The sequence below is a fragment of the Aurantivibrio plasticivorans genome, from assembly GCF_055392955.1.
The window spans coordinates 2,888,112-2,909,752 of sequence record NZ_AP036020.1; the positions used below are offsets into that span (position 1 = coordinate 2,888,112).

Annotated in this window: 24 protein-coding genes; all 24 read right to left on the minus strand. The window is 47.0% G+C overall.

The features are described from left to right. Window positions 1-534, minus strand: a complete 534-nt coding sequence (gene rplF / locus ACZ5NB_RS13015) for a 50S ribosomal protein L6 (RefSeq protein ID WP_460234920.1) — start codon at window positions 532-534, stop codon at window positions 1-3. Between the two features lie 20 nt (window positions 535-554). Beyond that, complete coding sequence (gene rpsH, locus ACZ5NB_RS13020) at window positions 555-947, minus strand: 30S ribosomal protein S8 (RefSeq protein WP_460234919.1); 393 nt, start codon at window positions 945-947, stop codon at window positions 555-557. A gap of 29 nt (window positions 948-976) precedes the next feature. Next, window positions 977-1,282, minus strand: coding sequence for a 30S ribosomal protein S14 (gene rpsN / locus ACZ5NB_RS13025; protein WP_460234918.1), 306 nt, complete (start codon window positions 1,280-1,282; stop codon window positions 977-979). Window positions 1,283-1,310: 28 nt separating this feature from the next. Then, window positions 1,311-1,850: a 50S ribosomal protein L5 gene (rplE, locus tag ACZ5NB_RS13030; protein WP_460234917.1), complete on the minus strand. Its 540-nt coding sequence runs from the start codon at window positions 1,848-1,850 to the stop codon at window positions 1,311-1,313. A gap of 43 nt (window positions 1,851-1,893) precedes the next feature. Further along, complete coding sequence (rplX, locus tag ACZ5NB_RS13035) at window positions 1,894-2,205, minus strand: 50S ribosomal protein L24 (RefSeq protein WP_460234916.1); 312 nt, start codon at window positions 2,203-2,205, stop codon at window positions 1,894-1,896. 29 nt (window positions 2,206-2,234) lie between these two features. Beyond that, the gene (rplN, locus tag ACZ5NB_RS13040) at window positions 2,235-2,603 is read right to left on the minus strand and encodes a 50S ribosomal protein L14 (RefSeq protein ID WP_460234915.1); all 369 of its coding nucleotides are present in this window, start codon (window positions 2,601-2,603) and stop codon (window positions 2,235-2,237) included. A gap of 47 nt (window positions 2,604-2,650) precedes the next feature. After that, window positions 2,651-2,923 (minus strand): 30S ribosomal protein S17, encoded by a 273-nt coding sequence (gene rpsQ / locus ACZ5NB_RS13045; protein ID WP_460234914.1) that lies wholly within the window; start codon window positions 2,921-2,923, stop codon window positions 2,651-2,653. Beyond that, window positions 2,923-3,114: a 50S ribosomal protein L29 gene (gene rpmC, locus ACZ5NB_RS13050; protein WP_460234913.1), complete on the minus strand. Its 192-nt coding sequence runs from the start codon at window positions 3,112-3,114 to the stop codon at window positions 2,923-2,925. The genes rpsQ and rpmC overlap by 1 nt, the downstream gene beginning before the upstream one ends. After that, a complete protein-coding gene (gene rplP, locus ACZ5NB_RS13055; protein WP_460234912.1) occupies window positions 3,114-3,527 on the minus strand; it encodes a 50S ribosomal protein L16 in 414 nt (137 codons plus the stop codon). Before rplP ends, rpmC begins: the two co-directional genes overlap by 1 nt. A 32-nt stretch (window positions 3,528-3,559) precedes the next feature. Continuing rightward, window positions 3,560-4,240 carry a 30S ribosomal protein S3 gene (gene rpsC / locus ACZ5NB_RS13060; RefSeq protein ID WP_460234911.1) on the minus strand — a complete coding sequence of 227 codons (681 nt, stop codon included), beginning with the start codon at window positions 4,238-4,240 and terminating at the stop codon, window positions 3,560-3,562. Between the two features lie 13 nt (window positions 4,241-4,253). After that, complete coding sequence (gene rplV, locus ACZ5NB_RS13065) at window positions 4,254-4,586, minus strand: 50S ribosomal protein L22 (RefSeq protein ID WP_460234910.1); 333 nt, start codon at window positions 4,584-4,586, stop codon at window positions 4,254-4,256. Between the two features lie 26 nt (window positions 4,587-4,612). Then, window positions 4,613-4,888 (minus strand): 30S ribosomal protein S19, encoded by a 276-nt coding sequence (rpsS, locus tag ACZ5NB_RS13070; protein ID WP_460234909.1) that lies wholly within the window; start codon window positions 4,886-4,888, stop codon window positions 4,613-4,615. A 35-nt stretch (window positions 4,889-4,923) separates the two neighbouring features. Further along, window positions 4,924-5,751 (minus strand): 50S ribosomal protein L2, encoded by an 828-nt coding sequence (gene rplB / locus ACZ5NB_RS13075; protein WP_460234908.1) that lies wholly within the window; start codon window positions 5,749-5,751, stop codon window positions 4,924-4,926. 25 nt (window positions 5,752-5,776) lie between these two features. Continuing rightward, window positions 5,777-6,073 carry a 50S ribosomal protein L23 gene (rplW, locus tag ACZ5NB_RS13080; RefSeq protein WP_460234907.1) on the minus strand — a complete coding sequence of 99 codons (297 nt, stop codon included), beginning with the start codon at window positions 6,071-6,073 and terminating at the stop codon, window positions 5,777-5,779. Beyond that, window positions 6,070-6,672 carry a 50S ribosomal protein L4 gene (rplD, locus tag ACZ5NB_RS13085; protein WP_460234906.1) on the minus strand — a complete coding sequence of 201 codons (603 nt, stop codon included), beginning with the start codon at window positions 6,670-6,672 and terminating at the stop codon, window positions 6,070-6,072. The genes rplW and rplD overlap by 4 nt, the downstream gene beginning before the upstream one ends. 20 nt (window positions 6,673-6,692) lie before the next feature. Next, on the minus strand, window positions 6,693-7,355 hold the full coding sequence (gene rplC, locus ACZ5NB_RS13090; RefSeq protein ID WP_460234905.1) for a 50S ribosomal protein L3: 663 nt from the start codon (window positions 7,353-7,355) through the stop codon (window positions 6,693-6,695). A 183-nt stretch (window positions 7,356-7,538) separates the two neighbouring features. Further along, window positions 7,539-7,850, minus strand: a complete 312-nt coding sequence (gene rpsJ, locus ACZ5NB_RS13095; RefSeq protein ID WP_460234904.1) for a 30S ribosomal protein S10 — start codon at window positions 7,848-7,850, stop codon at window positions 7,539-7,541. Between the two features lie 226 nt (window positions 7,851-8,076). Further along, window positions 8,077-8,361, minus strand: a complete 285-nt coding sequence (locus ACZ5NB_RS13100; RefSeq protein ID WP_460234903.1) for a DUF4389 domain-containing protein — start codon at window positions 8,359-8,361, stop codon at window positions 8,077-8,079. Window positions 8,362-8,486: 125 nt separating this feature from the next. Beyond that, window positions 8,487-9,680 carry an elongation factor Tu gene (tuf, locus tag ACZ5NB_RS13105; RefSeq protein WP_460234902.1) on the minus strand — a complete coding sequence of 398 codons (1,194 nt, stop codon included), beginning with the start codon at window positions 9,678-9,680 and terminating at the stop codon, window positions 8,487-8,489. A gap of 35 nt (window positions 9,681-9,715) precedes the next feature. Then, a complete protein-coding gene (gene fusA, locus ACZ5NB_RS13110; RefSeq protein ID WP_460234901.1) occupies window positions 9,716-11,821 on the minus strand; it encodes an elongation factor G in 2,106 nt (701 codons plus the stop codon). A 110-nt stretch (window positions 11,822-11,931) separates the two neighbouring features. Continuing rightward, window positions 11,932-12,402 (minus strand): 30S ribosomal protein S7, encoded by a 471-nt coding sequence (gene rpsG / locus ACZ5NB_RS13115; protein ID WP_460234900.1) that lies wholly within the window; start codon window positions 12,400-12,402, stop codon window positions 11,932-11,934. 104 nt (window positions 12,403-12,506) lie between these two features. Continuing rightward, entirely contained in the window at window positions 12,507-12,878 is a 372-nt protein-coding gene (rpsL, locus tag ACZ5NB_RS13120; RefSeq protein WP_460234899.1) for a 30S ribosomal protein S12, read from the minus strand. Between the two features lie 198 nt (window positions 12,879-13,076). Continuing rightward, window positions 13,077-17,300: a DNA-directed RNA polymerase subunit beta' gene (gene rpoC, locus ACZ5NB_RS13125; RefSeq protein WP_460234898.1), complete on the minus strand. Its 4,224-nt coding sequence runs from the start codon at window positions 17,298-17,300 to the stop codon at window positions 13,077-13,079. 133 nt (window positions 17,301-17,433) lie between these two features. Beyond that, window positions 17,434-21,519 (minus strand): DNA-directed RNA polymerase subunit beta, encoded by a 4,086-nt coding sequence (gene rpoB / locus ACZ5NB_RS13130; protein ID WP_460234897.1) that lies wholly within the window; start codon window positions 21,517-21,519, stop codon window positions 17,434-17,436. Window positions 21,520-21,641: the final 122 nt, after the last annotated feature.

Sequence of the window (21,641 nt, forward strand, 5' to 3'; positions counted from 1 at the left end):
CTACTTTTTCTTCGCTTCTTTACGTCTTACGTATTCGTCAGCATAGCGTACACCCTTGCCTTTATATGGCTCTGGTGGACGAAACGCGCGCACTTCAGCTGCTACTTGCCCTAACAATTGTTTGTCAGCGCTCTTTAATACGATTTCCGTTTGGCTAGGAGTTTCCGCCGTTACGCCTTCTGGCAACTCATAGTCTACCGGGTGTGAAAAGCCCAACGTTAAATTCAATGTTTTACCGCTTGCTTTAGCGCGGTAACCAACACCGTTTAACTGTAAGGTTTTTTGGAAACCCTCTGAAACACCCACAACCATATTGTTGATCAAAGAACGCATAGTTCCCGCCAACGCTTTAGATTGCTTTGCGCCATCACGAGCAGAACACTTCAGCTCGGCGCCTTCTTGAACAACTTCTACACTGGTGTGAACGGTCAACGCTAAGTTACCGTTCTTGCCCTTTGCAGAAATTTCCTGGCCTTTCATAGTGATTTCCACACCACCAGGTACTGGTACTGGACTATTGGCAATTCGAGACATTTTGCTTTATCCGTTCTAAATCAGAATACTGTGCAGAGCACTTCGCCACCAACGCCTGCAGCACGAGCTGCACGGTCGGTCATTACACCCTTACTTGTTGAAACGATCGCAATACCTAGACCGCCACGAACCGAAGGCAACCCTTCTTTTCCTGCGTAGTTACGTAGTCCAGGACGGCTTGCACGATCGATTTCAGCAATAACTGGCTTGCCTTCGAAGTATTTAAGTTCGATTGTGATTACCGGCTTAGCGTCTTCACTAACGGCAACACCTTCAATGTAACCTTCTTCTTTCAATACGTTAGCTACCGCTACTTTCAATTTTGAAGCTGGGATATCTACGGTAGTTTTGCCTACTTGCTGCGCATTTCGAATGCGGGTGAGCATATCGGCTACTGGATCTTGCATACTCATAATATTTGCTCCTATGGGCAGCCTTTGGCTTACCAACTTGCCTTGACTAAGCCTGGGACATCACCACGCATCGCGGCTTCACGTAATTTGTTACGGCATAGGCCAAACTTGCGGTAAACACCGTGTGGACGACCAGTAACACGACAGCGTCGCTGTTGGCGCGACGAACTTGCGTTACGTGGTTGTTTTTGTAGTTTAACCAACGCATCCCAAACTTGATCTTCACTCGAGTTGGGATCAACAATGATAGCTTTTAGCTCAGCACGCTTAGCTGCGTATTTGGCAACTGTCTTTGCGCGCTTATTCTCGCGAGCAATCATCGATTTTTTAGCCATAGTTAATACCTTGCCGTATTTACTTTAATTAGTTGCGGAATGGGAAGTTAAACGCACGTAACAATGCACGACCTTCTTCGTCATTGCGCGCAGACGTGGTAATACAAATATCCATGCCACGTAACTTGTCAATTTTGTCGTAGTCGATCTCTGGGAAAATGATTTGCTCATTAACACCCATTGTGAAGTTACCACGACCGTCAAACTGCTTAGGGCTGATGCCGCGGAAGTCACGAATTCGAGGGATCGCGATAGAGATCAGACGATCAAGAAATTCGTACATGCGGTCGCCACGCAATGTAACTTTTGCACCAATTGGCCAACCGTCACGAATCTTAAATCCAGCGATAGATTTACGAGCTTTAGTTACAACAACTTTTTGACCCGCAATTTTTTCCAAGTCGCCAACCGCGTTCTCAAGAACTTTTTTGTCACCGACTGCTTCACCAACACCCATATTGATAGTGATCTTGGTGATCTTTGGAATTTCCATCACGTTCTTCACGCCAAGCTCATCTTTAAGCTGGGCTTTCAGTTCGTTTTGGTACTTGTCTTTTAACCTTGCCATTTCTGTAATCCAGTTTAAAAGCGTTCAATAACCGCAGTTGCTATTAGCCTAACTGCTCGCCTGACGATTTGAAGATACGTACTTTCTTGCCGTCTTCTACTTTATAACCCACTCGATCAGCCTTATTAGTCGATGGATTGAAAATAGCGACGTTTGAAATCTGTATAGGCGCTTCTTTCTCGATAATACCGCCAGCAACACCCATTTGTGGGTTTGGCTTTTGGTGTTTCTTAACTAAGTTAATACCACCAACCAATAGACGATTATCGGAAAGCACTTTAGTTACCTTGCCGCGCTTGCCTTTGTCTCGGCCTGCGATCACGATAACTTCATCATCACGTTTAATTTTGCTCATTACCTTTTCCTCGATCCCACCGGTAGCTATTAAAGTACTTCTGGGGCCAACGATATAATTTTCATGAATTTCTCACCGCGAAGCTCACGAGTAACCGGGCCAAAGATACGTGTACCTACTGGCGCTTCTTGGTTATTCAACAATACCGCAGCGTTGTCATCGAATTTAATCAATGAGCCGTCTTGTCGACGAATACCTTTCTTAGTGCGTACAACAACCGCTTTCATCACTTGGCCTTTTTTTACTTTGCCACGTGGAATTGCTTCTTTAACGGTCACTTTAATTACGTCACCAACCGAGGCATAGCGTCGGTGAGACCCACCCAACACCTTGATACACATAACACGGCGTGCACCGCTGTTATCTGCAACTTCTAGGTAACTTTCTGTTTGAATCATTGCCGGTCTCCGCTAATCTCGACTATGCCTTGCTCAAATTCTTAAAATTAAATCTCGGTCGCGCGCTCGTCGATACGAACTAGGCGCCAGCTTTTGTCTTTAGACAAAGGACGAGATTCTTCAATAGTAACTGTGTCACCAATCTTGCACTCATTTGCTTCATCATGAGCTTTTACTTTGGTAGATTTAGTTACGTACTTACCGTAAATTGGGTGCTTAACGCGACGTTCAACAAGAACGGTAATGGTTTTTTCCATCTTGTCGCTAACAACTTTACCCATCTGGGTACGCGCTTGCTTAGCAGTAGTAGACTCAGTCATTAGTTACCTGCCTTCTCACTCAATACGGTTTTAATACGTGCAATATCTCGACGAGTTTGTTTCAACTCATGAGTTTGGTTAAGCTGCCCAGTGTTTTGCTGCATACGCAACTTAAACTGTGCTTCTAATTGCTCTAACAACTCTTTATTGAGTTCTTCTGTCGACTTATCGCGAAGCTCTGACGCTTTCATCACATCACCGATCGTTTTACAAAAGTTGTACTTAAAGGCAGCTTCGCGGCCGCCAAACCAAATGCTTCACGAGCTAGTTCCTCGGAAACACCTTCCATTTCATAGAGCACCTTTCCAGGTTGAATTTGCGCAACCCAGTACTCAACATTACCCTTACCTTTACCTTGACGAACTTCCAAGGGCTTACTGGTAATTGGCTTATCTGGAAAGACACGAATCCAGATCTTACCGCCACGTTTTACGTGACGAGTCATTGCACGACGCGCCGCTTCGATTTGGCGCGCAGTTATGCGACCACGACCGGTCGCTTTCAAAGCATATTCGCCAAAGCTAACTTTTGACCCGCGCTGGGCCAGACCGCGATTGCGGCCTTTCATTTGCTTGCGAAATTTCGTACGTTTGGGTTGCAGCATCGGTTAGCCCTTTTTACTCAATCTCAGTTGGGTTATTCAGCTTTTTTGGATTTCTTTTTAGGTGCAGCTTCTTGCTGTGGCATATCGCCAATCACTTCACCTTTGAAGATCCAAACTTTAATGCCGATAATTCCATAAGTTGTAGATGCTTCGGCAGTTGCGTAGTCGATATCGGCACGCAATGTATGCAAAGGCACTCGGCCTTCGCGGTACCATTCAGAACGCGCAATCTCTGCACCACCTAAACGGCCGCCTACTTGAATCTTAATACCTTCAGCGCCTTGACGCATAGCGTTTTGAACCGCTCGCTTCATTGCGCGACGAAACATAACTCGACGCTCTAATTGAGACGCTACACTCTGTGCAACTAAAGAGGCATCTAAGTCAGGTTTACGAATTTCTTCGATATTGATGTGTACAGGAATACCCATACGCTTGCTGACTTCAGCTCGCAATACATCAACGTCCTCGCCTTTTTTACCGATCACAATACCGGGGCGAGCAGTGTGAATGGTAACGCGCGCTGTATTCGCTGGACGCTCGATTTGAATTCGGCTTACTGACGCGTGAGCAAGTTGCTTTTGAATGAACTCACGTACCGTCAAATCGGTGTATAGCTTATCTGCGTACTCATCGCTATCTGCATACCATGTAGAAGTGTGCTTCTTAACGATGCCCAGTCGGATACCTGTTGGATGAACTTTTTGACCCATATCGCCCGCTCTCTTATTGGTCAGCTACTTTAACTGTAATGTGGCAAGAGCGTTTAAAAATACGGTCGGCACGACCTTTCGCTCTTGGTCTAATACGCTTCATGGTTAAGCCTTCGTCCACAAAAATAGTGGATACACGAAGCTCATCAACATCAGCGCCTTCATTGTGCTCGGCGTTTGCAATCGCAGACTCGAGCACCTTCTTAACAATTTCTGCACCTTTCTTTGGACTAAAAGCAAGAATATCTAATGCTTCTTCAACGCCCTTTCCGCGAATTTGATCGGCAACTAGACGTGCTTTCTGAGCCGATAATCTTGCGCCGCGTAATTTAGCTGCTACTTCCATCAATCTCACCTTACGATGCGTTTAAATTAACGCTTCGCCTTTTTATCTGCTACGTGACCACGGTAAGTACGAGTGGCCGCGAATTCACCTAGTTTATGTCCAACCATTTCTTCGTTGATCAAAACGGGAACATGCTGACGACCGTTGTGAACAGCGATAGTTAAACCCACCATATCTGGGCTAATCATCGACCGACGCGACCAAGTTTTAATTGGACGACGATCATTTGCAGCGGCTGCAGTTTCCACCTTCTTGAGAAGGTGCAGGTCAATAAAGGGACCTTTTTTCAATGATCTTGGCACGGAGACTTCCTCTTTAACTTAGATCGCTCAGCTAATTACTTCTTGTTACGACGACGCACAATCATGCTATCAGTGCGCTTATTCTTACGAGTCTTATAACCCTTGGTTGGCGTACCCCATGGGCTAACTGGGTGACGACCACCTGATGTACGACCCTCACCACCACCGTGTGGATGGTCTACCGGGTTCATCGCCACACCGCGAACAGTTGGGCGAACACCACGCCAGCGCGACGCACCAGCCTTACCTAGAGAACGCAAGCTATGCTCACTGTTCGATACTTCACCCATAGTGGCGCGACAATCGGCAAGCACTTTACGCATCTCACCACTACGCAGACGCAAGGTTACGTAGTCACCTTCACGCGCAACGATTTGTACAGAGGTACCAGCAGAACGCGCGAGCTGCGCACCTTTAGCAGGTTTCATCTCAACACAGTGAACAGTACTACCCACTGGGATGTTGCGCATTGGCAAGGTATTGCCTACTTTAATCGGAGCATCAACACCTGATTGAATCTGATCGCCAGCTGCAATGCCTTTAGGCGCAATAATGTAGCGACGCTCACCATCCAAGTAACAAACCAATGCGATATTCGCACTGCGGTTTGGATCGTACTCAAGACGCTCAACTTTCGCGACGATACCGTCTTTGTTGCGCTTGAAATCGATCTTGCGGTAATGCTGCTTGTGACCACCACCAACGTGACGAGTCGTGATACGACCAGTATTGTTACGGCCACCACTTTTGCTTTTCTTCTCAAGCAAAGGCGCATAAGGCGCACCTTTGTGCAAATCTGGATTAACAACGCTTACTACAAAGCGGCGTCCAGCGGAGGTGGGTTTACGTTTTACAATAGCCATTGCAAAGATACCTATCCGTTAATTATTAGCCTAAAGACTCAAAGTTGATGTCATGCCCTTCAGCAAGACGCACATACGCTTTACGCGTATCGCTTTGCTTGCCCAAACCGTGACGAGTACGCTTAGTTTTACCTTTGGTATTCACTACGCGGACATTTTCAACGGTTACTTTGAAAAGCGCCTCAACAGCAGCTTTGATTTCTCGCTTAGCTGCATCTTTAGCTACTTTAAATACCACTTGATTTCCAAGCTCAGCAGCAATGCTCGCTTTCTCAGAAACCACTGGACCAACAATTACTTTATAAAGACGTTCTTGGTTCATGCTAGCGACTCCTCAATTTTCTTGAGGGCAGAAACAGTTACTAATACTTTGTCGAAACGAACCAAGCTCACAGGGTCGATACCTTCTACATCAGATACGTCAACTTTGTGAAGGTTGCGCGCTGCCAAGTACAGATTCTCTGTCACCTCTTCAGCGATGATTAGCACATTACTCAAATCAAACTCTGCAAGCTTTTGCACTAAGCTCTTAGTTTTTGGTGATTCAAGCGCGAAGTCTTGAACAACAACCAAACGCTCCAAGCGGTTCAACTCAGACACAATGCAACGCATCGCTGCACGATACATTTTCTTGTTTAGCTTTTGCTTGTGGTCACGCGGCTGAGCAGCAAACGTTACACCACCGCTACGCCACAATGGGCTGCGAATGGTACCAGCGCGAGCACGACCAGTACCCTTTTGACGCCATGGCTTTTTGCCACCGCCAGATACTGCAGAACGATTCTTTTGCGCTTTAGTACCCTGACGAGCACCAGCCATGTAAGCAACAATCGCTTGATGCACGAGATCTTGATTAAACTCTCGCCCAAACGCTGTTTCGGAAACACTGACTGTTCCGCCAGTTGCGATATTCAATTCCATCGTCGATTCCCCTCGGATACCTAGGCGTTAGCTGAAGCTGATTTGCGGTTACGCATTTTTACAGCAGGACGAATAATAACGTCACCGCCTGGCGCACCAGGGATAGCACCCTTAACCAAAATCAGATTGCGTTCAGCATCGACTTTTACGATTTCTAAATTCTGAACAGTGACTTGCTCAGCACCCATGTGACCGGCCATCTTCTTGCCTTTAAAAACGCGACCAGGCGTTTGACATTGGCCGATTGAACCAGGCGCACGATGCGAAAGTGAGTTACCGTGAGTTGCGTCTTGCATACTGAAATTCCAGCGCTTAACGCCACCAGCAAAACCCTTACCTTTAGAGCTGCCAGTCACATCAACGTACTGACCAGCCTCGAAAGCTTCAGCCGTCAACTCTGCACCCACCTCAAACTCTTCACCAGAGGTGTTGCGCAACTCAACCAAAGAAGCACCCGCTTCAGTGTTCGCTTTTGCATAATGACCAGCATTCGCCTTACTAACACGTGAAGCACGACGCGAACCAATAGCAACTTGCACAGCGCTATAGCCGTCAGACTCTTCAGTTTTAACTTGGGTGATGCGATTGGGAGAAACCTCAACCACAGAAACAGGAATGGAGACACCGCTATCCAAAAAGATACGTGTCATGCCGCTTTTGCGGCCGACTATACCGATAGTCATTTTATTACCTCGCAGTGCACGGGGCTCTTACCCGCTACGGCCGCCCATTTCAGAGCGTTACACAACCTATTTTATCTGTTACCAACCTTTCGGTTAGCGCTCACCAGCTTATCTTACGTGCAGCTGATCTACCTATTCTTGTAGACGGAAAGTCTTACAAACTTCTTACTAACAACCCAGGCATCAACCTAAGCTGATTTGAACCTCAACACCGGCCGCAAGATCGAGCTTCATCAGCGCGTCTACGGTTTTTTCGGTAGGCTCAACAATATCCATCATGCGCTTATGCGTACGAATCTCGTATTGATCACGCGCATCTTTGTTAACGTGAGGAGAGATCAGAACAGTAAAGCGCTCTTTACGCGTCGGAAGTGGAATTGGACCGCGAACCTGCGCGCCAGTGCGCTTAGCAGTTTCAACAATCTCCTCCGCAGAAGCATCAATAAGCTTGTGATCGAAGGCCTTAAGCCGAATGCGAATACGCTGATTCTGCATGATGTATCCAACTCCAAATCGTCAATGTCTAAAGAGCTTTCACGCGAGGGGCTCGGTGAAAGGAGGCGGAATTTTATAGAGACGCCTATTAGCTGTCAAGCAGATAGAGAAATAAATTCAAAAGAAGAGGCGATAAGGGAAATCTCTTGATATATCAGTAGATTAGAGGGCACTACGCTTTACGTAGCAACCCTCAATACAGTCTGACAATTAACATAGGGACAGACTATTCCTCATCATCCCGAGGGAAAGGCGCAAACGGGAAGGGGCGATCGTCTGTCTTGAAAACCAAGAACTCAAAGATTTGCCTTAAGTAAGCAAGCAATCCTGTAGAAAACTCATCGATATTCTCATTTGGACGGCCGAGCACCAACGAAAACAAAAATTGCAAACTAGCCACCAACCACAGCACCCACAGAGATACGTTGGCACAGATGACCATTAACACCATTACCAAGAGCCGCATCCAAATTTCAGGTGAAAGCACATTCGTCTTTAATTCTTCATCCATAACTAACAACCTTTTGATGATTAAGCGAGAGCATTGCCCTGCGATAATGCATAAAAAAAGGGAAGCAGCGCCTCCCTTTTTTACAGAAGCCCCTCCCTTAGGAGGAAAGCCTGTACATTGTATGACTATTCGATGATCTTAGAAACTACGCCAGCACCTACAGTACGACCGCCTTCACGGATCGCAAAACGCAGACCTTCTTCCATCGCAATTGGCGCAATCAAGGTAACAGTCATTGAGACGTTGTCACCTGGCATTACCATCTCAGTACCTTCTGGCAATTCACACGCACCGGTTACGTCAGTGGTACGGAAGTAGAACTGTGGACGGTAGCCTTTGAAGAATGGCGTATGACGACCACCTTCATCTTTGCTCAATACATACACTTCACACTCAAACTTGGTGTGCGGGGTGATTGAACCTGGCTTAGCCAATACTTGGCCACGCTCAACGTCTTCACGCTTGGTACCACGAAGAAGAACACCAACGTTCTCACCTGCACGACCTTCGTCAAGCAGCTTGCGAAACATTTCAACACCAGTACAGGTAGTCTTGGTGGTGTCTTTGATACCAATGATTTCGATTTCTTCACCGACGGTGATGATGCCGCGCTCAACACGACCAGTAACAACGGTACCACGACCTGAGATCGAGAATACGTCTTCGATCGGCATCAAGAATGGCTTGTCAGTGTCACGCTCTGGCTCTGGAATGTACTCGTCTAGAGTCTCTACTAGCTTCTTAACAGCCGTAGTACCCATTTCGTTGTCGTCTTTACCTTCCAACGCCATCAATGCAGAACCAGTGATGATTGGCGTGTCGTCGCCTGGGAAGTCGTATTGATCAAGAAGTTCACGCACTTCCATTTCAACCAACTCAAGCAATTCTTCGTCGTCAACCATGTCCGCTTTGTTGAGGAATACAACGATAAACGGTACACCTACCTGGCGAGACAATAGGATGTGCTCACGCGTTTGAGGCATAGGGCCGTCAGCGGCAGAACATACCAAGATAGCGCCGTCCATTTGAGCAGCACCAGTAATCATGTTTTTCACGTAGTCGGCGTGCCCTGGGCAGTCAACGTGCGCGTAGTGACGAGTCGGCGAGTCGTACTCAACGTGTGAAGTCGAAATAGTGATACCACGCTCCTTCTCTTCTGGCGCGTTATCGATACCGTCAAACGCAACGGCAGCACCGCCCCACACTTCTGCACACACGCGTGTCAGCGCTGCTGTCAACGTGGTTTTACCGTGATCCACGTGTCCAATGGTGCCCACGTTTACGTGGGGTTTACTACGTTCAAACTTTTCTTTTGCCACTTTAAAGGTCCTCTAGAAAATAATTAATTAGAAATTTATCTACCGTTTTTTGCTCGAATTTCATCAGCAATATTGCTAGGGGCTTCCGCATATTTACCAAACTCCATGGTAAATGTAGCTCGCCCTTGGGTTGCTGAACGAAGGTCAGTCGCATAACCGAACATTTCGCCTAGAGGCACTTCGGCATTAACAACTTTACCCGATGGGTTTTCATCCATACCTAGAATCAAGCCGCGGCGGCGATTCAAGTCACCTACCACATCACCCATATTTTCTTCCGGCGTCACCACCTCAACCTTCATCACCGGCTCAAGTAAAACAGCGCCGCCAACGTCGGCCAACTTTTTGGTTGCCATACTTGCCGCAATCTTAAAGGCCATCTCAGAGGAGTCAACATCATGGAACGAGCCATCATACAACGTTGCTTTAAGACCAAGTAACGGATAACCAGCCAAAATACCATTCTGCATCTGCTCTTCAATACCCTTTTGAACAGCAGGAATATACTCCTTCGGTACAACACCACCGACGATCTCGTTTACGAACTCTAGCCCTTCTGCCTCGGAATCTTCTGCAGGCTCGAACTTAACCCACACATGCCCGTACTGACCCCGGCCACCAGATTGACGCACAAACTTGCCTTCGACTTCACATGTGTTACGAATACATTCGCGGTAAGCAACCTGTGGCTTACCGATATTCGCTTCGACGCTAAACTCTCGACGCATGCGATCAACTAGAATATCGAGATGAAGCTCACCCATACCCGATATGATAGTTTGCCCGGTTTCTTCATCGGTACGAACCCTAAAAGACGGATCCTCCTGAGCTAACTTGCCCAACGCAACGCCCATTTTTTCTTGATCAGCTTTTGACTTGGGCTCCACCGCAACAGAGATCACCGGCTCTGGAAATTCCATACGCTCTAGCGTGATAATAGAACCGCTAGCACACAATGTATCACCTGTGGTGACATCCTTTAGGCCTATACCTGCGGCAATGTCGCCAGCAAGAACCTCTTTAATTTCTTCCCGATTATTGGAGTGCATCTGCACCATACGGCCAATACGCTCTTTCTTACCTTTAACCGGGTTGTATACCGCATCACCAGAGTTGAGTGCGCCAGAATAAACGCGGAAAAAGGTAAGCGTGCCCACAAATGGATCTGTTGCGATTTTAAATGCAAGCGCAGCAAATGGGGCTTTATCGTCTGCTTCACGCGTTTCTACGGTTTCTCCGTCCTCTAGAACACCCTCGATAGCTTTAACTTCCGTCGGCGAAGGTAAATACTCGATCACAGCGTCTAGTACAGCTTGAACACCCTTATTCTTAAAGGCCGAACCACCTAACACAGGCACAATTTCATTCGCCAGTGTACGCATGCGAATACCTTGTTTGACCTCTGCTTCGCTTAATTCGCCACCCTCAAGGTATTTTTCCATTAACTCTTCGTTGGCTTCTGCCGCAGCTTCCACCAAGTATTCGTGCATTTTTTCGCACTTTTTTTGTAGCTCAGCCGGAATCTCACCATATTCAAAGGTGGTACCCATATCCTCTTCATTCCAGAGGATGGCTTTCATTTTAATGAGATCAACAACACCCTTGAACTCATCCTCAGCCCCAATCGTCATCTGCAGCGGAACAGCATTCGCACCTAAGCGCTCGCCCAACTGCTTGACCACCATATCAAAGCTAGCACCCGCACGATCCATCTTATTGACGAACACCATGCGAGGAACTTCGTACTTGTTTGCTTGACGCCATACCGTTTCAGTTTGCGGTTGAACACCAGACGAACCACACAACACAACCACCGCACCATCCAGCACTCGCAATGAACGCTCTACCTCGATAGTGAAGTCAACGTGCCCAGGAGTATCAATGATGTTAATGCGATGCTCGTCGAACTGCGCATCCATTCCTCGCCAAAAACACGTCGTAGCGGCGGAGGTAATGGTTATACCACGCTCTTGCTCTTGCTCCATCCAATCCATGGTGGCAGCACCATCATGAACTTCACCAATTTTGTGAGACAAGCCGGTATAAAACAAAACACGCTCAGTGGTCGTTGTTTTCCCAGCATCAACGTGGGCACAAATACCAATATTGCGATAACGTGCAAGTGGAGTTTTACGAGCCACTACAGCGATCTCCAGAATCAATGAAATTTGAAATTAAAAACAAAAGCTAAAACGTTTAATGCGAAAAAGGCAGCGTAAAGGCTGCCTTTATATACCACACAAAGATGTTCTTAGAAGCGGTAATGCGAGAACATTTTGTTGGCTTCTGCCATGCGGTGGACGTCTTCACGTTTCTTGACTGCACCGCCTTTGCCTTGTGCGGCGTCAATCATTTCACCGGCTAGGCGTTGAGGCATTGACTTCTCGCCACGCTGACGAGAGTACTCAACCAACCAGCGCATACCAAGCGCTTGACGACGTGCAGGACGAACCTCAACAGGCACCTGGTAAGTAGCACCACCCACGCGACGGGACTTAACCTCAACGATTGGCGCAACGTTTTCAAGCGCTTCGTCGAAAGTCTCTAGCGGATCTTTGTTTAATTTTTCTTGAACGATTTCAAGTGCACCATAAACAATACGCTCAGCAACGGATTTTTTACCGCTAACCATTACCATGTTCATGAATTTTGCGAGCGTAACGTTACCGAATTTAGGATCAGGCAACACTTCACGTTTTGCGACAACGCGTCTTCTTGGCATTTCTCTTTCCTCTTCAGGGGGATTCTGAGACTCAAAAACCGAGCTCAGCCTTACTAATATAAGCTGAGTAACGAGTGCTACTCAGCGGCAAGTAATAAGTCTATTTACTTAGGACGTTTAGTACCGTATTTCGAACGACCTTGCTTACGATCGCTAACACCTGAGGTATCTAAGCTACCGCGTACAGTGTGATAACGCACACCTGGCAAATCTTTTACACGACCGCCGCGAATCAAAACCACGCTATGCTCTTGCAAGTTATGGCCTTCACCACCGATGTATGAAGTGACTTCATAACCGTTGGTTAAGCGCACACGGCAAACTTTACGCATTGCGGAGTTAGGCTTTTTAGGTGTGGTGGTGTAAACGCGAGTACAAACACCACGCTTTTGTGGGTTGCCTTGTAGCGCAGGTACGTCACTTTTTTGGACTTTGCGCTTACGTGGCTTACGCACCAACTGGTTAATTGTTGCCATTAACTCGTCTCCAAATGCTCTGGGTCTATGGTAGAACCCTGTGTTGTGCCCATCTACAGATGAACACTCTAAATAAAATGGCCGCCCAAATAGCAGACGGCCTACAAAAATTGGGTTGCGCATTGTAAAGAGGGGGTTAGCCACAGTCAAGCAGCTAACCCCGAATACTTAGATATTTACAATACGCTATGGGCGATACTAGGAAGCGCTAGATTTAAGCGCTTCGGTGAGAGCCGCTTCGACGTCTTCTGCACTGACGCCTTCAGAGCTAACCACTTCAGCTTCACGCTTCTTCTTACGCTCAGCATGATAAGCCAAACCAGTACCGGCTGGGATCAAGCGACCCACAACCACGTTCTCTTTCAAGCCGCGCAAGGTATCAACTTTACCGGTAACTGCTGCTTCGGTAAGAACGCGAGTTGTCTCCTGGAACGATGCCGCTGAGATGAACGACTCTGTCGCCAATGACGCTTTGGTAATACCGAGCAATAGTCGATCGTATTTACCAGGCAACTTGTCTTCGGCTCGCAAAACCTCGTTCTCTTCAAGAGCGCGAGAGTATTCCACTTGCTCACCTTTAACGAAGGTCGATTCACCCATGTCGGTGATTTCAACCTTACGCAACATTTGACGAAGGATCGTCTCAATGTGCTTATCGTTAATTTTTACACCTTGTAAGCGGTAAACGTCTTGGATTTCGTTAGTGATGTAACGAGCCAAGGCTTCGATACCTTGTAGGCGAAGAATATCGTGTGGGTTACTTGGACCATCCGATACAACCTCACCTTTCACTACTTGTTCACCCTCAAACACGGTCAATTGACGATGCTTAGGAATCAAGACTTCGTAGTGTGTAGAGCCATCTTCTAATGGCTTACCATCGGTTGGTGTGATAACCAAGCGACGCTTGCCTTTAGTTTCTTTACCGAACGAAACGGTACCAGTGATTTCTGCAAGAATTGAAGGCTCTTTTGGCTTACGCGCTTCGAACAAGTCGGCAACGCGAGGTAGACCACCCGTAATATCGCGAGTCTTCGAACTTTCTTGCGGAATACGTGCAATAACGTCACCCACACCGATGTCATCACCATCCACCAAGCTCAAGATAGCTTTAGGTGGCAACATGTAATGAGCTGGTACATTGGTGTTAGCCAAACATAGCTCTTCACCATTTTCGTCAACCAGCGTAACGGTTGGCTTGAGATCTTTACCTGCAGATGGACGCTCAGCTGGGTCAATAACCTCAATAGATGTAAGACCCGTTAACTCATCAGTTTGTCGACGGACAGACAACCCTTCTTCCATACCAGAGAACAAGATACGACCTGCCACTTCGGTAATAATTGGGTGAGTATGCGGATCCCATTTCGCAACGATGCTACCACCGCTAACCTCTGCGCCATCTTCAACACTAATAACGGCACCATAAGGAATCTTATAACGCTCACGCTCGCGACCAGATGCATCAGATACAGAGATCTCACCAGAACGAGACACAGCAACAAGCTCTTTATCGGCTCGGCGTACTAGCTTCACATTGTGGAAACGCACACGACCGTCTTGTTTCACTTCAACGCTATCCGCTGCCGACGCTCGGCTTGCAGCACCACCAATGTGGAAGGTACGCATGGTTAACTGCGTACCAGGCTCACCGATTGACTGAGCTGCAATAACACCAACAGCTTCACCAACGTTAACGATATGCCCGCGAGCCAGATCGCGACCATAACATTGTGAACAGATGCCGTAGCGAGTTTCACAACTGATGGGTGAACGAACGATTACCTCATCAATACTCATCTCTTCGATGCGCTTAACCCACGCTTCGTCGATCATCGTACCAGCAGGCACCAAGATCTCATCAGACTCTGGTTTCACTACATCCTGTGCAACAACACGACCCAGGATACGATCACCCAACGTTTCGATGATGTCACCACCCTCGATAACAGGCGCCATGGTTAAGCCTTCGGTTGTGCCACAGTCTTCTTCGGTAACAACCAAATCTTGAGCAACATCTACCAAACGACGAGTTAGATAACCCGAGTTCGCTGTTTTGAGTGCGGTATCCGCCAAACCTTTACGAGCACCGTGGGTAGAAATAAAGTATTCGTTTACGCTCAAGCCTTCACGGAAGTTTGCAGTAATCGGCGTTTCGATGATCGAACCATCTGGACGCGCCATCAAACCACGCATACCGGCAAGCTGACGAATCTGTGCGGGGGAGCCACGCGCACCTGAATCGGCATACATAAATACCGAGTTAAAGGAGGCTTGTTTCTCTTCTTCGCCGTCACGGTTAATAACAGACTCAGTACTGATACCTTCCATCATCGATTTCGCTACGAGATCGTTTGCGCGCGACCAGATATCAATAACTTTGTTGTATTTTTCGCCCTGTGTTACCAAACCTGAAGCAAATTGGCTTTCAATCTCAAGCACTTCTTCTTCAGCCTGGTTAATAATGTCTGCTTTTTCATCGGGGATAGTGAAGTCGTTAACACCAATAGACGAACCAGATTTAGTTGAGTATTCGTAGCCCATGTACATCAACTGGTCAGCAAAAATAACAGTCGCTTTCAAACCAACAACACGGTAGCAAGAGTTAATAACTTCTGAGATCGCTTTTTTTACCATTGCCCGGTTAACGGCAGAGAACGGAAGACCTTCGGGTACGATGTCCCACAACAACACGCGACCTACGGTCGTGTCGACCATGGACGTATTTGCAGTCGTTTCACCATCTTCGCCGATGACATTTTCACTGATGCGAACTTTTACTCTCGCTTGAAGATCAACAATCTTACCGTGATAGGCACGGGATACTTCAGCAACATCGGCAAAAGCCATCCCTTCGCCTTTTGCGTTGGTGCGCTCACGCGTCATCCAATAAAGACCCAATACAACGTCCTGTGAAGGTACGATAATTGGTTCACCACTTGCTGGTGAAAGAATATTGTTTGTTGACATCATTAACGCACGCGCTTCAAGTTGCGCTTCAAGCGTCAATGGTACGTGCACCGCCATTTGGTCACCATCGAAGTCCGCGTTGTACGCAGCACAAACCAATGGGTGCAACTGAATCGCTTTACCTTCAATCAATACAGGCTCAAATGCTTGAATACCCAAACGGTGAAGCGTTGGTGCACGGTTAAGCAATACAGGATGCTCGCGAATCACTTCGTCAAGAATATCCCAAACCACAGGCTCTTGACGCTCAACCATTTTCTTCGCAGCTTTAATGGTTGTCGCTAAGCCACGTAATTCTAATTTGCTAAAAATAAACGGCTTGAACAACTCCAACGCCATTTTCTTAGGCAAACCACACTGGTGTAGACGTAAGGTTGGGCCTACAACAATTACAGAACGACCAGAGTAGTCAACGCGCTTACCAAGCAAGTTTTGACGGAAGCGACCTTGCTTACCTTTAATCATGTCGGCAAGCGACTTCAATGGACGCTTGTTAGAACCTGTAATGGCACGACCACGGCGACCGTTATCAAGCAACGCATCAACCGACTCTTGCAGCATACGTTTTTCGTTGCGCACAATGATGTCTGGTGCATTCAAATCGAGAAGACGTTTCAAACGATTGTTACGGTTGATCACTCGACGATACAAATCGTTAAGGTCAGATGTCGCGAAGCGGCCACCGTCCAATGGAACCAATGGACGAAGATCAGGTGGAAGAACTGGAAGCACTTCCATCACCATCCACTCAGGCTTGTTACCTGAGTTGAAGAAAGCTTCTAAAAGCTTCAAGCGCTTAGAAAGCTTTTTAATTTTGGTTTCACTGTTGGTCGCAGGGATTTCTTCACGTAAACGCGCGATTTCATTTTCAAGGTTAATATCGCTCATCAAATCTTGAATCGCTTCAGCACCCATTTTCGCTACGAATTCGTCACCGAACTCTTCCATAGCCTCGAAATACTGCTCATCGGTCAGGAGCTGGCCTTTTTCCAACGTAGTCATACCAGGCTCGGTCACGACGTAGGATTCGAAATACAATACGCGCTCGATGCTGCGCAAAGTCATATCAAGTAACAAACCGATACGGCTTGGTAGTGATTTCAAAAACCAAATGTGTGCAACTGGACTCGCCAACTCAATGTGACCCATGCGATCACGGCGAACTTTAGACAAGGTCACTTCTACACCGCACTTCTCACAAATGATGCCGCGATGTTTCATGCGCTTGTACTTACCGCACAAACATTCGTAATCTTTTACCGGACCAAAAATCTTGGCGCAGAACAAGCCTTCACGCTCTGGCTTGAAGGTACGATAGTTAATGGTTTCTGGCTTTTTCACTTCACCAAAAGACCACGATCGCACCATCTCTGGTGATGCAAGTGCAATGCGAATCGAGTCGAATTCTTCTACTTGTCCTTGGGCTTTTAGTAAGTTCAATAAGTCTTTCAAGGCCTTTCCTCCAGTGGATGCTTATGCCTTAGGTGCCGTGTTGTCTGACAATCCTGTTTGGCTTGGCATAGTGGGCGTTGGCGCCCACCACGGACTGACGTTTAATCTAATTCAGTTACTGCAATACAGCTGCTTACTGATCGTGCTCTAGTTCGATGTTGATACCTAGCGAACGAATCTCTTTCACCAATACGTTGAAAGATTCCGGCATACCGGGTTCCATGCGGTGATCGCCATCGACGATGTTTTTATACATCTTCGTACGACCTGCCACATCATCGGATTTAACCGTAAGCATTTCTTGCAGGGTGTAAGCCGCACCGTATGCTTCCAGCGCCCACACTTCCATCTCACCGAAGCGTTGACCACCGAATTGTGCTTTACCACCCAATGGCTGTTGCGTAACCAAACTGTATGATCCGGTTGAACGTGCATGCATTTTGTCATCAACCAAGTGATTGAGTTTCAGCATATACATGTAACCAACGGTGACTGGGCGAGAAAACTCGTCGCCAGTGCGGCCATCATACAAAGTCGTTTGCCCAGTATCGGACAAATCAGCCAAACGTAAGAGCTCTTTAATCTCGGTTTCTTTCGCGCCATCGAACGCCGGGGTTGCCATTGGAACGCCGCCAGTCAAATTGCGTGCTAACTCAAGAACATCTTCATCGGAGAACGATTTCAGATCTTCTTTATCTTTAGCGATACCTGTTTGGTTGTAGATCTCTTCCAAGAACTCACGTATCTCAGCAACTTTGCGTTGCTCGCGAATCATGTTGTTAATTTTGACACCAAGACCTTTCGCCGCCATACCCAAGTGAGTTTCGAGAATCTGACCCACGTTCATACGCGAGGGCACACCCAGTGGGTTCAAAACGATATCTACTGGCTCACCGTTTGCGTCGTGAGGCATATCTTCGATTGGCATGATAACGGAGATAACACCTTTGTTACCGTGGCGACCTGCCATTTTGTCACCAGGCTGGATGCGACGCTTAACGGCAACATAACACTTAACAATTTTCAGTACGCCAGGCGCTAAATCGTCACCAGTAGCTAACTTGCGCTTCTTATCTTCAAACTTCTCATCGAGGATACGACGACGCTCTGATAACTGCTCTGAAGCGCGATCCAATTGTTCGTTAAGCGCATCATCAGACATGCGTAACTTGAACCAAGAATCGCTATCAAGACCTTGAAGATCTTCTGCTGCTAACTTGTGACCTTTCTTAAAGCCTGCGCCACTTTGTACAGCGTTACCAATCAATGATGCCTGCAAACGCTCGAAGGTCGCTGCTTCGACAATACGGTACTCTTCATTTAGATCTTTACGTACTTCATCTAATTGCGCTTTTTCAATTGCTAACGAACGCGCATCTTTTTCAAGACCATCGCGCGTAAACACCTGTACGTCAATTACAGTACCGCGCGTACTTGTTGGCACTCGTAGCGAAGTGTCTTTAACATCTGAGGCCTTTTCCCCGAAGATTGCGCGAAGCAGTTTTTCTTCAGGCGTTAATTGAGTTTCACCTTTTGGTGTCACCTTACCAACAAGGATATCGCCGGGGCCTACTTCAGCACCGATGTAAACAACACCAGATTCGTCTAGCTTCGATAGCGCACCCTCACCAACGTTTGGAATATCCGCAGTAATTTCTTCGCTACCTAACTTGGTATCACGAGCGATACAGGTTAGCTCTTGAATATGGATAGTAGTGAAACGATCTTCTTGTACCACACGCTCTGAAACAAGAATCGAATCCTCAAAGTTGTAACCATTCCAAGGCATGAACGCGATACGCATGTTTTGGCCTAGCGCCAACTCACCCATATCAACTGATGGACCATCAGCAAGTACGTCGCCACGAGATACTTGATCACCAACTCGAACGATCGGGCGCTGATTAATACAGGTATTCTGGTTTGAACGGGTGTACTTAGTGAGGTTGTAGATGTCTACACCTGCATCACCGCTCTCAACTTCATCATCGTTTACACGAACAACGATTCGACCAGAGTCAACACGCTCAATTACGCCACCGTTTTTCGCAACAACACACACACCAGAATCTTGCGCAACAATGCGCTCCATACCAGTACCGACAACAGGCTTATCAGCCTTCAATGTTGGAACTGCCTGACGTTGCATGTTCGAACCCATCAATGCGCGGTTCGCATCATCGTGCTCTAAAAATGGAATCAACGATGCTGCAACAGAAACAACCTGGCGAGGTGAAACGTCCATATATTGAACGTCTTCTGGCGACTTCAAAGTAAATTCATTTTGATGACGCACTGATACAAGCTCGTCGGTCAACTTGCCATCTTTATCAACAGTCGCTGAAGCCTGTGCAATAACAAACCCAGCTTCGTTAATTGCTGACAAGTAATCGATTTCATCAGTTACTTTGCCATCAACTACTCGGCGGTAGGCTGACTCAAGGAAACCGTAATCGTTAGTGCGAGCATAAGTCGCCAACGAGTTAATCAGACCAATGTTTGGACCTTCAGGAGTTTCAATTGGACATACACGACCGTAATGCGTTGGATGCACATCGCGTACCTCAAAGCCGGCACGCTCACGTGTTAAACCACCTGGGCCAAGTGCAGACACACGACGCTTGTGCGTCACTTCTGAAAGCGGGTTGTTTTGGTCCATAAACTGAGACAATTGGCTCGAACCAAAAAACTCTTTAACCGCTGCAGCAACTGGCTTAGCGTTGATGAGATCCTGAGGCATCAAGCCTTCAGACTCCGCCATCGACAAACGCTCTTTAACAGCGCGCTCAACACGAACCAAACCAACGCGGAATTGGTTTTCGGCCATTTCACCAACAGAACGAATACGGCGGTTACCAAGGTGGTCGATATCATCGACAACACCGTTACCGTTACGAATTTCAACCAAGGTTTTTAATACAAGAACGATATCTTCTTTCGATAGCGTGCCTTCACCGGTTTCACCTTCAATGCCTAGACGGCGATTGAATTTCATACGACCAACCGCTGACAGGTCGTAGCGGACAGAACTAAAGAATAAGTTTTGGAATAGTGCCTCTGCTGATTCTTTGGTCGGTGGCTCACCAGGACGCATCATGCGATAGATTTCTACCAACGCCTCAAGCTGAGTGCGCGTAGGGTCCGCACGCAGAGTATCTGAAACGAATGGACCGCGATCTAACTCGTTGGTGTACAACGTTTCAAGTTGATTCACACCAATCTCGATCAGCTTACTCATCACCTCTTCTGTAATTTCTGTATTACATTCGAAAAGGATTTCGCCAGACGCGGTATCTACAACGTTCTTCGCTAATGATTTACCAATCAAATAATCAGAAGGGACTTCCAACTGGTCAAGGTTTGCCGACTCCATCTTTTGGATATGGCGTGCCGTAATACGTCGACCTTCCTCAACAATGACTTTACCTTTGGTGTCTTTAATATCGAAAGTCGCAACTTCACCACGCAAACGAGCAGGTTCCAGCTCAAGACTAATTTGACCATCTTCTCCAATATTGAAAAGACTGGTCTCAAAGAACATTTCGAGTATTTCTTCAGACTCATAACCGATAGCACGCAAAAGAATAGTCGCAGGCAACTTGCGGCGACGATCGATACGCACATAGACAAGATCTTTCGGATCAAATTCGAAATCTAACCATGAGCCACGGTAAGGAATAACACGTGCAGAATACAGCAACTTACCTGAAGAATGAGTTTTACCCTTGTCGTGATCGAAGAACACACCAGGAGAACGGTGCAATTGAGACACAATCACACGCTCGGTTCCGTTGATTACAAACGTACCGTTTTCTGTCATGAGCGGAATTTCACCCATGTACACTTCTTGTTCTTTGATGTCTTTGATCGCTTTATTCGCCGACTCTTTATCGTAAATAATCAAGCGAACTTTGACGCGCAAAGGAACTGCGAAGGTAGCACCACGCAACACACACTCACTAACATCAAATGCGGGCTTACCAAGAACGTAACTCACATACTCTAATGCTGCATTCCCTGAGTAGCTAACGATGGGGAAAACAGATTTAAATGCTGCCTGCAGGCCAATATCAAAGCGCTCTTCCGGCGAGATACCTGCCTGCGTAAATTTTTGATAGGAATCTAACTGAATTGCCAGGAGATAAGGGACATCCATTACGTCCTGAAATTTTCCAAAGTCCTTGCGGATACGTTTTTTCTCAGTGTATGAGTAAGCCATCAGCATTCCCCAGCTTGTTCACTGTGTGGGTAGAATTTCAAATTGTCGATTTTGTGTAATAAAGCAACGCTATAGTGACGAGCTGCCATTTACATCAGGAGACCTAATAATCGGTCACCACG